Source organism: Cupriavidus sp. CP313, from assembly GCF_054072015.1.
The window spans coordinates 149,962-161,307 of the sequence record NZ_JBSVZB010000022.1; the positions used below are offsets into that span (position 1 = coordinate 149,962).

Consider the following 11,346-nt stretch of genomic DNA (forward strand, 5'->3'; position numbering starts at 1 on the left):
ATGCACGTTCCGCTTGAGTTGCTGATGGGGCGGCTGCCCCTGATCCTCCACATCATGGAGGTGATCGGCGTGCTCGCCTTTGCGGTCTCGGGCGTGGTCGACGCGCGCAAGCAGCGCCTGGACGTGGTCGGCACCTTCGTGGTCGCGTTTGCCACCGCCTTTGGCGGCGGCACCGTGCGCGACGTGCTGCTGGACCGGCGCCCGTTCTACTGGGTCGACCACGAAGGCTACGTGCTGCTGATCTTCGTGATGTCGTTCGGCGCCTCGTTCGTGCTGCGCGTGGTCAGCCGCGTGGCGTCGGACCGGGCCATGATCGTGGCCGACGCGATCGGGCTGGGGCTGTTCTCGGTGACCGGCGCCTCGCTGGCGCTGGTGGCGCAGATGACGCCCACCGTAGCGGTGATGATGGGCATCATCTCGGCCGTGTTCGGCGGCGTGGTGCGCGACGTGCTGTGCAATGAGGTGCCGATGATCCTGCGCGACCGCTCGCCCTACGCCACCTGCTCCTTTATCGGCTGCTGGATCTATGTCGGCATGACCTGGCTGGCGGTGCAGCAGGAAGCGGCGCTGCTGACCGGGGCAGTGGCGATCATCGCCATGCGGCTGGTGTCGGTGCGCTACGGGTGGAAGCTGCCCAGCTGAAAGGTGCCCCGCCAACAAGAACGCCGCCCTGCAAGGCGGCGTCTTTCTATCCTGGCCCGTGGCTCAGACCGCGGCTTCGTCCTGCTCGCCGGTGCGGATGCGGATCACGCGCTCGATCTCGGTGACGAAGATCTTGCCGTCGCCGATCTTGCCGGTGTGGGCGGCCTTGACGATGGCGTCCAGCACGGTGTCCAGCTGGTTCTCGGCCACCACCACTTCGATCTTGATCTTGGGCAGGAAGTCGACCACGTACTCGGCGCCACGGTAGAGCTCGGTATGCCCTTTCTGGCGGCCAAATCCCTTCACTTCGGTCACCGTCAGCCCGGTCACGCCGACGTCGGCCAGGGCTTCACGCACCTCGTCGAGCTTGAACGGTTTGATGATGGCGGTAATCTGCTTCATGACTGGCCCCTGTTTATCGTTTGTTCACACGCCTGGCGGCGCATCGCCGCGGTCGCGGCGCTCTCCGGCTGGCATTTTACCAGCCCTTGGCCGCTTGCATTTCCGCCTACCCCACAGCCGGCGCGGCCGCAGCGTTGGCTAGCGCGCATCCGGGCACGCCCCCGCCCTGTGGATAAACCTGTGGACAGCCACTGGAGAAACTGTGCACAAGCCGCCACCCAAGAGCCAGGGCACGACCGGCGCTGCGCTCAATCCGGCACCTTCTCCAGGTCCGCCAGCCACACCACCGACTCTGAATCGCTCGGCGCACGCCAGTCACCCCGCGGCGACAGCGATCCGCCCGAGCCCACCTTGGGCGCGTTCGGGATGCACGAGCGCTTGAACTGGCTGGTGCGGAAGAAGCGGTCCAGGAAGATCGCCAGGTTGCGCTTGATCTCCGGCAGCCCATACTGGTTGCGCACCACATGCGGGCCATTGGGCCATACGCCGCGCTCGCGGTCGCCCCAGGCATGCAGCGCCAGGAAGGCGATCTTGGACGGCGTGAAGCCGAAGCGCAGCGTGTAGTAGAGGTTGAAGTCCTGCAGCTCATACGGGCCGATGGTGCTCTCGGTCTTCTGCTCGGGGCCGTGGTTGCTGTCGCCCGGGACCAGCTCGGGGCTGATGTCGGTGTCGAGCACGGCCAGCAGCACGTCGGAACCGCCCTCGCCCACCTGCCCGGTCTCGGCCACCCAGCGCACCAGGTGCGAGATCAGCGTCTTGGGCACGCTGGCGTTGACGTTGTAGTGCGACATATGGTCGCCCACGCCATAGGTGCACCAGCCCAGCGCCAGTTCGCTCAGGTCGCCGGTGCCGATCACGATGGCGTGGTGGAAGTTGGCCAGCCGGAACAGGTGGTTGGTGCGCTCGCCGGCCTGCACGTTCTCGAAGGTCACGTCATAGACCTTCTCGCCGGCGGCGTACGGGTGGCCCAGGTCCTTCAGCATGGCCAGGCACGACGGGCGGATATCGATCTCGGTCGCGGTGCAGCCCACCACCTGCATCAGCTGGCGCGCCTGCATCAGCGTGCGGTCGCTGGTGGCAAAGCCCGGCATGGTGTAGGCCAGGATATTGGCGCGCGGCAGCCCCAGGCGGTCCATCGCCTTGGCGCAGACCAGCAGCGCGTGGGTGGAATCCAGCCCGCCCGACACGCCGATCACCACCTTGCTGATCTTGCTGGCCGACAGGCGCTGCACCAGCGCCTGCACCTGGATGTTGTAGACCTCCATGCAGCGTTCGTCGCGCTGGCGCGGATCGGCCGGCACGTACGGGAAGCGCGCCACGTTGCGCGCCAGCGGCAGCGACTTTTCCAGCGTCAGGTCGAGCGGGAAGCGGACCACGCGGAACTTGTCCACTTCTGCCTTGTGCCGCCGCACCGAGTGGCCGAAAGTCACCTGGTGCATGCGCTCGCGCGACAGCCGCTCGACGTCGATATCGGCGCAGAGCAGGTGCGAGGTATCGGCAAAGCGCTCGGATTCGGCCAGCAGCTCACCGTTCTCACAGATCAGCGCCTGGCCGTCCCAGGCCAGGTCGGTGGAGGACTCGCCCTTGCCGGCCGAGGTGTACAGGTAGGCCGCCAGGCATCGCGCCGACTGCTGCGAGACCAGCTGGTGCCGGTAGCCGGCCTTGCCGACCACGATATTCGACGCCGACAGGTTGACCAGCACCGTCGCCCCGGCCAGCGCCGCGAACGACGACGGCGGGATCGGCACCCAGACGTCTTCGCAGATTTCCGCGTGGAAGCGGAAGTCGGGGATGTCCTCGATATCGAACAGCAGCCCGGCGCCGAACGGCACGTCCTGTCCCAGCAGCTGGATGGACTCGACCGCGGCGTTTTCGGCGGCGCTGAACTGGCGCGCCTCGTAGAACTCCGAGTAGTTCGGCAGGTAGGACTTGGGCACCACGCCCTGGACACGCCCGCGCGCCACCACCACGGCGCAGTTGAACAACTGGTGCTCGACCCGCAGCGGCATACCGACAATCAGCGCCGCCGGCAGCTTGCGCGAGGCCTCGACGATGGTGGCCAGCGCCGCCTCGCAGGCGTCCAGCAGCGCGCGCTGGTGGAACAGGTCGTCGCAGGTATAGGCGGAGATGCCCAGCTCCGGGAACGCCACCAGCACGGCGCCCTTCTGTGCCGCCTGCGTCGCCAGGGCAATGGTCTCGGCGGCGTTGAAGGCCGGGTCGGCCACCCGGCAGACGGGCACGCCCACCGCGACACGCGCAAAGCCGTGGGAATACAGGTTGAAAAACGGGTTCTTCATATCGGGCCTTGGTTATCGGACGGACCATGCCGCGCGCAGGCGGGCCGCCTGAAGCATCCCGGGATGCCTCGGCAGCACTGGTGACGAGGATGCTCCATTTTACGACGGCCGCCCCGCGCCTGCCGCGCAGCACAGCAACAGCGCATCGTTTCCGGTAGACTCGATCGATCCACAGACGGGAACTGGTGCAATGCAGTCTGAATCATGCGCGCTCGGCGAGGGCAAGGACCAGCGCCAGCCGGCACAGCACAAGCGCAAGGCGGCAGGCGACCCTGCGCAGGAATACCGTACCGAGATCATCTCCGACCTGGGCGAGATCGATGCCGCCGCCTGGGACGCCCTGGTGGCGCACCACGCCGACGCCACGCCGTTCCTGAAGCATGCCTTCCTGCACGCCCTGCACACCAGTGGCAGCGCCTGCGCCGAGACCGGGTGGAACCCGCGCTACCTGACGTTGTGGGCGCCCGCCACGGACGGCCACCCGGAACGGCTGGCTGCGGCCATGCCGCTCTACGCCAAGGCGCATTCCTATGGCGAATATGTCTTCGACTGGGCCTGGGCCGACGCCTATGCCCGCAACGGGCTCGAGTACTACCCCAAATGGCTGGCGGCAATTCCCTTCACGCCGGTGCGCGGCGCGCGGCTGCTGGCCGAAGACGCCCATGCGCGCCGCCTGCTGCTGCAGATGGCGCTGGCGCTGGCCGCTGAAAGCCAGATGTCGTCGCTGCACATCCTGTTCCCCGACGAGGCCGAGGCCGCCCTGATGCAGCAGGCCGGCATGCTGATGCGGCACGGCGTGCAGTTCCACTGGACCAATGACGGCTACGGCAGCTTCGACGACTTCCTCGCCACGCTGTCGCAGAAAAAGCGCAAGAACATCCGCGCCGAGCGCCGCCAGGTCGCGCAGGCCGGCATCACCTTCCGGCGCCTGCGTGGCACGCAGATCGACGGCGACGCGTGGAAGTTCTTCAACCGGTGCTATCGCCAGACCTACCGCGAGCATCATTCCACGCCCTACCTGAACCTGGATTTCTTCCGGCGCATCGGCGCCGCCATGCCGCAGCACCTGCTGCTGGTGATCGCCGAGCGCGAGGGCCAGCCCATCGCCAGCTCGCTGCTGGTCTATGACGATACGCCTGAAGTCAGCACGCTCTACGGGCGCTACTGGGGCGCGCTGGAGCACCACGCCTGCCTGCACTTCGAGACTGCGTACTACCAGCCGCTGGAATTCTGCATCGAGCAAGGCATAGGCACCTTCGAAGGCGGCGCCCAGGGCGAGCACAAGATGGCGCGCGGCTTCCTGCCGGTGGCCACGCGCTCGGCCCACTGGCTGGCGCATCCTGCCTTTGCCGATGCCGTCGAGCGCTTCCTGGAACGCGAGCGCCAGGGCATCGACGCCTACCTGGACGAGCTGGGCGAACGCAACCCGTTCGCCCGCGCCTGAAGACTCCGCGCAGCGATCAACGCCACATCCGCCGCAGCGTGTTGTCGCCCAGCATGTAGTGGTGGAACAGCGACGCCATCGCATGCAGCCCGATCACCAGGTAGAACGCGGTGCCCAGGGTCTCGTGGATTGCCTTGACGGTGTCCTTCAGCGCCGGGTCGGCCGCCACCAGCGCTGGCACTTCCATCCCCAGCGAAGGCAGCGCCAGCAGGTGGCCGCCGGCGTTCATCGCCAGCAGCCCCAGCAGCGGCTGGGCCAGGATATACAGGTAAAGCACCCAGTGCATGGCCTCGCCGGCCAGCTGCATCCAGCGCGCGCCCGGCTCCGGCGCGGGCGCCCCGCGCACCAGGCGCCACAGCAGGCGCGGCACCGCCAGCACCAGCACCAGCGCACCCGCCCATTCATGGACCGTCATCGCCAGTGCGCGTGGCGGCGTGCCCTTGGCGAAGTTGCCCTTCAGTTCGATGGCGGCATAGGCCAGCGCCACCAGCAGGAACACCGCCCAGTGGAAGCACACCGCCAGCCGGTCATAGCGGCGCGACGGCGACAAGGCCTGCGGCAATGCCTGGATTTCGGTGATGGAATGCATGGGGACTCCTCTTGTCAGCACCCGCACAGCGTAGCGCAAGGCACTTGCGCGGGTACTGCCGTGCGTCAAGCGCGCGGCAACAAAAAACCCCGCCGGAGCGGGGCTTCTTCAGCGGCGGTTCAGCTTACTTCTTGTAGTTGGCCACGCCGTCGGTGATTTCCTTGTGGGCTTCCTCGATGCCGGCCCAGCCTTCGACCTTGACCCACTTGCCGGCTTCCAGTGCCTTGTAGTGCTCAAAGAAGTGCTTGATCTGGTCCAGCTGGTTCTGCGGCACGTCCGACAGGCCCTTCATGTAGGCGGTGGCCGGCGACAGCTTGTCCACCGGAACAGCCACCAGCTTGGCGTCCACGCCCGCCTCGTCGGTCATCTTCAGCATGCCGAGTGCACGGCAGCGCACCACGGCGCCGGCCAGGATCGGGAACGGCGACAGCACCAGCACGTCCACCGGGTCGCCGTCGCCCGACAGCGTCTGCGGGATATAGCCGTAGTTGGCCGGATAGCGCATGCCGGTGCCGATAAAGCGGTCGACGAACAGCAGGCCGGTTTCCTTGTCGGCCTCGTACTTCACCGGATCGCTCTGGGCCGAGATCTCGATGATGACGTTGAAATCGTTGGGGATGTCCTTGCCCGGGGTTACGAGGTTGAAGCTCATGCGGTTCTCCAGATGCCTGCGCGGTGTTGTTGGATGGCGGGCATTATAGCGGCTCATGCCTGACCGCAGGCTGACAGCTGGGCCAGGCACGGCGCATTGCACGCTGGCCGGTGTCGGCGATAATGGCGCATTCTTCAGCCGTCACTGAATAGCGCAGCCGCCACGCTGCCCCCCTGTTGCACCCGCTGCCCCGGAGCCATCCATGCACGCCCAGCACTTCGTCGCCAACCGCCTGATCGCGCCCGACAACGGCCTGCGCATCAAGGTCTTCGATCCGTCCAACGGCGAGCCGTTCGCCGAGATCGCGCGCGGCAACGCCACCGATATCAACGTCGCCGTCCATGCGGCCCGCCAGGCAGCCGAAGGCGCCTGGGGCCAGATGGCCCCGGCCGAGCGGGTGCGCCTGCTCAACCGCGTCGCCGTGGCGCTGATCGCCCACGAGGACGAACTGGCCGCGCTCGAGGCCCGCGACACCGGCAAGCCGCTGCGCCAGGCGCGCGCCGATGCCCGCGCCGTGGCCCGCTATTTCGAGTTCTACGCCGGCGCGGTCGACAAGCTGCACGGCCAGACCATCCCCTACAACCCCGGCTACACCGTGCTGACGGTGCGCGAGCCGCACGGCGTGACCGGCCACATCATCCCGTGGAACTACCCGCTGCAGATCTTCGGGCGCAGCGTGGGCGCGGCGCTGGCCACCGGCAACGCCTGCGTGGTCAAGCCGGCCGAGGACGCCTGCCTGTCGCTGCTGCGCGTGGCCGAGATCGCCGCCGAGACCGGCCTGCCCGAAGGCGCGCTCAATATCATCACCGGCTACGGCCATGAAGCCGGCGCTGCGCTGGCGCGCCACCCGGGCATCAACCATATCTCGTTCACCGGCTCGCCCCAGACCGGCAAGCAGGTGGCCCAGCTGGCCGCCGAGAACCACGTGCCGGTCACGCTGGAGCTGGGCGGCAAGTCGCCGCAGATCGTCTTTGCCGATGCCGACCTGGATACGCTGGTGCCGGTGGTGGTCAACGGCATCGTGCAGAATGCCGGCCAGACCTGCTCGGCCGGCAGCCGCCTGCTGGTGGAGCGGCCAGTCTATGACGCGCTGCTCGACCGGCTGGCGTCGGTGTTCGAGTCGCTGCGCGTGGGCCCGTCCGAGCTCGACCTGGAATGCGGGCCGCTGATCAGCCGCAAGCAGCAGCAGCGCGTGTGGGACTTTGTCTCGGATGCGCAGCACGCGGGCGTGTCGGTGATGGCGCAGGGCCAGATCGTGGCCGAGGCGCCCGAGGCCGGCTACTACCAGGTGCCGATGCTGTTCCGCGACGTGCCGCCGGCGCACCGCCTGGCGCAGGAAGAAGTGTTCGGCCCGCTGCTGGCGGCGATGCCCTTCGACACCGAGGCCGACGCCATCGCGCTGGCCAACGGCACGCCCTACGGGCTGGTCGCCGGGGTCTGGACGCGCGACGGCGGGCGCCAGCTGCGCCTGGCGCACAAGCTGCGCGCGGGCCAGGTCTTTATCAACAACTACGGTGCCGGCGGCGGCGTGGAGCTGCCCTTCGGCGGCACCGGCCAGTCCGGCTACGGCCGCGAGAAGGGCTTCGAGGCCCTGTACGGATTCACCACCCTGAAAACCATCGCCATCCAACATGGGTAACATCAATTTCCTGTCCGTCGCCTTTGCCATCTTCTTTTTCTGGATGGCATGGCATGTGCGGAACAAGCGCGCCACCAATCCTTCCGGCATGCCGCGGCTGCAGGTCTTCAAGCGCAAGTGGGGCGACGTCGTCGGCGACCGCGTGCACTGGTGCCTGTATGTGGCACTGCCCTTCCTGCTGGCACTGATGATGGTTGCCAATGCACTGCGCGGCCAGGGGCCGTTCTCGCATTAGGCATTGAGCACCCTCGCAGCACGGATCACCAGAACATGACCACAACACCAGGAGACAAGCGATGAGACTGGCCAACAAGGTAGCGATCGTCACCGGCGGCGGTTCCGGGTTCGGCGAAGGCATTGCCCATACCTTTGCGCGCGAAGGCGCCAACGTGGTGGTCGCCGACCTGCGCGAAGAAGCCGCCGAACGCGTCGCCGCCGCGATCCGCGACGCCGGCGGCCGGGCCCGCGCGGTGCGCGCCGACGTCTCGCGCGAAGCCGACACCGAGGCCATGCGCGAAGCCGCGCTGGCCACCTTCGGCGACGTGCATATCGTGGTCAACAACGCCGGCACGACCCATCGCAACAAGCCCATCCTCGAAGTTACCGAGGAGGAGTTCGACCGGGTCTACGCCGTCAACGTCAAGAGCATCTACTGGTCGGCGCGCGCCTTTATCCCGCACTTCCGCCAGCGCGGCGGCGGCGTGTTCGTCAATATCGCCTCCACCGCCGGCATCCGGCCGCGCCCGGGCCTGGTCTGGTACAACGGCAGCAAGGGCGCGGTGATCACCGCCAGCAAGGCCATGGCCGCGGAACTCGGCAAGGACAATATCCGCGTCAACTGCGTCAACCCGGTGATCGGCGCCACCGCCCTGCTCGAAGAATTCATGGGCATGCCCGATACGCCCGAGAACCGCGCCAAGTTCCTTGCCACCATCCCGATGGGCCGCATGTCGACCCCGCAGGACGTGGCCAACGCCTGCCTGTACCTGGCCTCGGACGAAGCGGCCTTTATCACCGGCACCTGCATCGAAGTGGACGGCGGCCGATGCGTCTGAGCCGGTCGTACCGTAGCTGTAGAACGCGTCACACAGAAACGCCATATCCTCAGGAGACAGCATGACAACGACCGCAGTGAACCCCGGCGTCAGCGACGCCGGCTTTGAGGACGCCACCTACCGCAAGGTCAGTTGGCGCCTGGTGCCTTTCCTCTTGCTGTGCTACGTGGTGGCCTACCTGGACCGCGTCAACGTGGGCTTTGCCAAGCTGCAGATGCTCAACGACCTGCAGTTCAGCGAGACCATCTATGGCTTGGGCGCCGGCATCTTCTTTATCGGCTACTTCCTGTTCGAAGTGCCCAGCAACGTGATCCTGCACAAGGTGGGCGCGCGCATCTGGATCGCGCGCATCATGATCACCTGGGGCGCGATCTCGGCGGCGATGATGTTCGTCACCACGCCGACCATGTTCTACGTGCTGCGCTTCCTGCTGGGCATTGCCGAGGCGGGCTTCTTCCCCGGCATCATCCTGTACCTGACCTACTGGTACCCGGCCAACCGGCGCGGGCGCACCACCACCTACTTCATGACTGCGGTCGCGCTGGCAGGCGTGATCGGCGGGCCGCTGTCGGGCTGGATCATGCAGTCCTTCCACGGCCACAACGGCTGGTCCGGCTGGCAGTGGATGTTCCTGCTTGAGGGCATTCCGTCGATCCTGGTGGGCCTGTGGGTGCTGGCCTACCTGGACGACCGCATCGTCCACGCCAAGTGGCTGTCGCCGGACGAGAAGGCGCTGCTGGAGCGCAATATCGCCAGCGAGGATGCACACAAGGAAGACCCGCCGATCCGCACCGTGATGTCCAGCCCGCGCGTCTGGCTGATGAGCGCGATCTACTTCTGCTTCGTGATGGGCCTGTACGGCGTCAGCTTCTGGCTGCCGACCATCATCAAGCAGACCGGCGTCAAGGGCGCGCTCGATATCGGCCTGCTGACCGCCATCCCCTATGGCTGCGCGGTGGTCGGCATGGTGCTGGTGGCCTACAGCGCAGACCGCAGCGGCGAGCGCCGCTGGCATATCGCGCTTCCCGCGCTGGCCGGTTCGCTGGGCCTGCTGCTGTCGGTGCAATGGCATAGCGACACCACGCTGGCAATGGTGGCGCTGACGCTGGCCACCATCGGCATCCTGACCACGCTGCCGCTGTTCTGGAGCCTGCCGACTTCCTTCCTGGCCGGCACTGGCGCGGCCGCGGGCATCGCGCTGATCAACTCGCTGGGCAACCTTGCGGGCTTCCTCAGCCCCTATGCGGTGGGCTGGCTCAAGGACCTGACCCACAGCACCGATTCGGGCATGTACCTGCTGGCCGCTTGCCTGGTGGTGGGCGCGGCGCTGACGCTGTCGGTGCCCAAGCGGCTGGTGAGCCAGAAATAACCCGTCCGTCAGGATCACGCGCCGTCAACGGCCCTTCCCTTGCGGGAAGGGCCGTTTTTCTTCCGGCACCTGGGAAGTCGCTCGCACGCCGCCCGCGGGCCACAATGCGCCGTCGGCTGACGCGGATGTAGGACCAAGCCCGGCAGTGTCGCCCACCCTTGGGCCCTAGGATGGAAAAGAGAGACCCGGAGTGATCCCACGGGGTCCTCCGGGGCATCTGATTCCGAAGCTCGCCCAAGGAGGCCACGATGCTGCACCTGCCCCCGTTTGCCCCTACCCGTTCGCTGGAACTTGTCGAAGCGCGCCTGGCACGCCGCTCGCGCGTCAAGCGCCTGGTGATCGCGCTCAGCGCCGGCGTGGTCGCGCTGCTCGCCCTGGTGCCGGCGGCCAGCCATGCGCAGGCGCCGGTGGTGGACGCCAGCCCTGCGCCTGCCGCCCCGGCACCCGCTGCCCCGGGCAGCACCATGGCGCCGACCCCAGGTGCCACGATGCCGGCCGCGCCGCCGACCGACACCATGCCCCCTGCCACACAGCCCGCACCGGGCATAGCGGCGCCTGCTACGGCAGCACCGCCGCCGACGGCATCCCCGGCACCCGCGCCCACCGGCACGCCACCAACTGCGCCGGCGCCACCGCCTATGGCAGCGCCCGCGCAGCCACGCCCGCCGCTGACCACGCCGCCCCCGCCGCCGCCGCGTGATGCGATGGTCCAGCGTACGGCCGGCTCGGTTGCCTATATCTGCGGCGGCGTCGCCGAAGACGAGCAGGTCGCGCTGCAATCGGAGGCGCGCAAGTACAACATGAGCCTGCTGTTCACGCAGGGCGCGCGCGGCGAGTACCTGTCCGACGTGGACGTCAAGCTGATGCGCGGCGGCAAGGAAGTCGCCAGCTTTGTCGCAGACGGTCCGCGCTGCCTGCTGAAGGCGCCGTCGGGCACGTACAACGTGCGGGCGACTTACCAGGGCCGGACCAAGACCGCGACGGTCAGCACCGGCGGCAAGAACGCGCAGATGCGCTGGTAATCAGCTGGGCTGGTGCGCCACCTGCGGCGCAAGAAAAAGGCTCGGCATCTTGCGATGCCGAGCCTTTTTCTTGGAAGTCATTGACAGTCGCCGCAGCAAGCGCACGGCTTCCGCTTACCGATTGCGTGCTCCCTCTCCCGCTTGTGAACTGACCCCGTAAAGTTGGAGAGTCAAAGCTAGGTGGAACCGAACTGAGCCCTGTACTGTACGGGGCTCAGTCCTTTGAGCTTCAGCT

General features: G+C 67.4%; 11 protein-coding genes. 7 read left to right on the forward strand and 4 right to left on the reverse strand.

Annotation, left to right across the window (positions count from 1 at the left end; genetic code table 11):
* On the forward strand, positions 1–642 hold the full coding sequence (locus ACW4E8_RS26860) for a trimeric intracellular cation channel family protein (RefSeq protein ID WP_456807283.1): 642 nt from the start codon (positions 1–3) through the stop codon (positions 640–642).
* 63 nt (positions 643–705) lie between these two features.
* On the opposite strand, the gene glnK is transcribed toward ACW4E8_RS26860, so the two are convergent.
* Entirely contained in the window at positions 706–1,044 is a 339-nt protein-coding gene (gene glnK, locus ACW4E8_RS26865; RefSeq protein ID WP_006162803.1) for a P-II family nitrogen regulator, read from the reverse strand.
* A 248-nt stretch (positions 1,045–1,292) separates the two neighbouring features.
* Positions 1,293–3,341 (reverse strand): NAD(+) synthase, encoded by a 2,049-nt coding sequence (locus tag ACW4E8_RS26870; RefSeq protein WP_456807284.1) that lies wholly within the window; start codon positions 3,339–3,341, stop codon positions 1,293–1,295.
* A 190-nt stretch (positions 3,342–3,531) separates the two neighbouring features.
* Here ACW4E8_RS26870 and ACW4E8_RS26875 point away from each other — a divergent pair, with 190 nt between their 5' ends.
* Positions 3,532–4,785 (forward strand): GNAT family N-acetyltransferase, encoded by a 1,254-nt coding sequence (locus ACW4E8_RS26875; RefSeq protein ID WP_456807285.1) that lies wholly within the window; start codon positions 3,532–3,534, stop codon positions 4,783–4,785.
* Positions 4,786–4,801: 16 nt separating this feature from the next.
* Here ACW4E8_RS26875 and ACW4E8_RS26880 read toward each other — a convergent pair whose 3' ends face one another.
* Positions 4,802–5,374, reverse strand: coding sequence for a cytochrome b (locus ACW4E8_RS26880; RefSeq protein ID WP_456807286.1), 573 nt, complete (start codon positions 5,372–5,374; stop codon positions 4,802–4,804).
* A gap of 124 nt (positions 5,375–5,498) precedes the next feature.
* Positions 5,499–6,026 (reverse strand): inorganic diphosphatase, encoded by a 528-nt coding sequence (ppa, locus tag ACW4E8_RS26885; RefSeq protein ID WP_252674512.1) that lies wholly within the window; start codon positions 6,024–6,026, stop codon positions 5,499–5,501.
* Between the two features lie 202 nt (positions 6,027–6,228).
* On the opposite strand from ppa, the gene ACW4E8_RS26890 reads away from it, so the two are divergent.
* The 5 genes from ACW4E8_RS26890 (at position 6,229) to ACW4E8_RS26910 (ending at position 11,111) form a co-directional block, all read left to right on the forward strand.
* On the forward strand, positions 6,229–7,665 hold the full coding sequence (locus ACW4E8_RS26890) for an aldehyde dehydrogenase family protein (protein WP_456807287.1): 1,437 nt from the start codon (positions 6,229–6,231) through the stop codon (positions 7,663–7,665).
* On the forward strand, positions 7,658–7,900 hold the full coding sequence (locus ACW4E8_RS26895; RefSeq protein ID WP_013955797.1) for a hypothetical protein: 243 nt from the start codon (positions 7,658–7,660) through the stop codon (positions 7,898–7,900). The genes ACW4E8_RS26890 and ACW4E8_RS26895 overlap by 8 nt, the downstream gene beginning before the upstream one ends.
* 61 nt (positions 7,901–7,961) lie before the next feature.
* Positions 7,962–8,720 (forward strand): SDR family oxidoreductase, encoded by a 759-nt coding sequence (locus tag ACW4E8_RS26900; protein WP_456807288.1) that lies wholly within the window; start codon positions 7,962–7,964, stop codon positions 8,718–8,720.
* 61 nt (positions 8,721–8,781) lie between these two features.
* Positions 8,782–10,089: an MFS transporter gene (locus tag ACW4E8_RS26905; RefSeq protein ID WP_456807289.1), complete on the forward strand. Its 1,308-nt coding sequence runs from the start codon at positions 8,782–8,784 to the stop codon at positions 10,087–10,089.
* Positions 10,090–10,727: 638 nt separating this feature from the next.
* The gene (locus ACW4E8_RS26910; protein ID WP_456807296.1) at positions 10,728–11,111 is read left to right on the forward strand and encodes a hypothetical protein; all 384 of its coding nucleotides are present in this window, start codon (positions 10,728–10,730) and stop codon (positions 11,109–11,111) included.
* Positions 11,112–11,346 lie beyond the last annotated feature (235 nt).

Bases quoted from the DNA above. Each gene is read 5' to 3' on its own strand.
- ACW4E8_RS26875 (WP_456807285.1), top strand. From the start codon at position 3,532: ATGCAGTCTGAATCATGCGCGCTCGGCGAGGGCAAGGACCAGCGCCAG.
- ACW4E8_RS26870 (WP_456807284.1), bottom strand. From the start codon at position 3,341: ATGAAGAACCCGTTTTTCAACCTGTATTCCCACGGCTTTGCGCGTGTC.
- ppa (WP_252674512.1), bottom strand. From the start codon at position 6,026: ATGAGCTTCAACCTCGTAACCCCGGGCAAGGACATCCCCAACGATTTC.
- ACW4E8_RS26880 (WP_456807286.1), bottom strand. From the start codon at position 5,374: ATGCATTCCATCACCGAAATCCAGGCATTGCCGCAGGCCTTGTCGCCG.
- ACW4E8_RS26890 (WP_456807287.1), top strand. From the start codon at position 6,229: ATGCACGCCCAGCACTTCGTCGCCAACCGCCTGATCGCGCCCGACAAC.
- ACW4E8_RS26895 (WP_013955797.1), top strand. From the start codon at position 7,658: ATGGGTAACATCAATTTCCTGTCCGTCGCCTTTGCCATCTTCTTTTTC.
- ACW4E8_RS26860 (WP_456807283.1), top strand. From the start codon at position 1: ATGCACGTTCCGCTTGAGTTGCTGATGGGGCGGCTGCCCCTGATCCTC.
- glnK (WP_006162803.1), bottom strand. From the start codon at position 1,044: ATGAAGCAGATTACCGCCATCATCAAACCGTTCAAGCTCGACGAGGTG.
- ACW4E8_RS26900 (WP_456807288.1), top strand. From the start codon at position 7,962: ATGAGACTGGCCAACAAGGTAGCGATCGTCACCGGCGGCGGTTCCGGG.
- ACW4E8_RS26905 (WP_456807289.1), top strand. From the start codon at position 8,782: ATGACAACGACCGCAGTGAACCCCGGCGTCAGCGACGCCGGCTTTGAG.
- ACW4E8_RS26910 (WP_456807296.1), top strand. From the start codon at position 10,728: ATGGCAGCGCCCGCGCAGCCACGCCCGCCGCTGACCACGCCGCCCCCG.